This is a genomic window from Acetobacter oeni (assembly GCF_011516825.1).
Taxonomy (GTDB): Bacteria; Pseudomonadota; Alphaproteobacteria; order Acetobacterales; family Acetobacteraceae; genus Acetobacter; species Acetobacter oeni.
The window spans coordinates 1-886 of record NZ_WOTA01000093.1 but is presented as its reverse complement, the minus strand read 5'-3'; the positions used below and the strand labels follow the sequence as shown (position 1 = coordinate 886).

The window sequence follows — 886 nt, the reverse complement described above, 5'->3', positions numbered from 1 at the left end:
CCAAGACACCCAGAGATTCGTGTGGAGCATCAGAGCTTTGCGCATCAAATACAAACGCCTCACCCATGGACGCCCTCCGGCTTATTGGCATCCAGCAGATTGAGCCACGGGTGATCGGGGGCTTTGTGGAGTGGCTGCTGGATACGAAGGGGCTGGCTGTAAAGACCGCACAGAGCCGGGTCAGTCCACTGAAGGTCTTCTGGCAATGGTGCATCCGTAAGCACATGATCCCCGGCCCGAATCCATGGACAGGAGCCACGGAGGGGATGAAGAAGCAGGCCCAGCGGGGTGACCGTGGTCACTGGGGTGGCAGGGGCCAAGAGACAGGGCGTCACCACAACCAGCGGAGGGAGCGGAGGGAGTTCAGCGAGGGCGAGCTTACAAAGCTGCTGAACACTGACCCCGATGAAGGCAGGCGCTGGGCATGGGGACCAGCCATCAGAGACCTGATGCGCCTTGCAGTGCTTACAGGTGCCCGGGAGAATGAGCTGTGCAGTCTTACCGTTCGGCACATATTGAACAGGGAGCCAGGCTCTGTTGGTGGCACTCATCTCTGGGGCATGGCGGTAATGGACGAGGAGGCAAAGACAGCCAGCTCAGTCAGACGCATCCCTTTGCACCCTCTGGCCCGCACGATCATTGAGAGGCGCTTGAGCCAGACGGATGGGAGCCCTGATGCCCCTCTGTTTCCTGAGTGTAAGCCGGGAGGGCCGGACGGGAAGCGCGGCTATTACTTTGCCAAGAGATTCACCACGTTCCGCAGGGCTGTGCTGGGTGCGGAGGAGTCTGATGGCTGGGTTACGTTCCACAGCTTCCGTAAGAACTTCGCCACTTACATGCAGCGGGCCTCCGTGGCTGGTGTGTCTGATTGTCAGCTATCGGTCAT

General features: G+C 59.9%; 1 protein-coding gene. It reads left to right on the top strand.

Going from position 1 to position 886, the window contains the following annotated elements:
• Positions 1-65 precede the first annotated feature (65 nt).
• A partial coding sequence (locus GOB90_RS18720) for a tyrosine-type recombinase/integrase (protein WP_242012174.1) occupies positions 66-886 on the top strand: 821 nt, incomplete at its 3' end.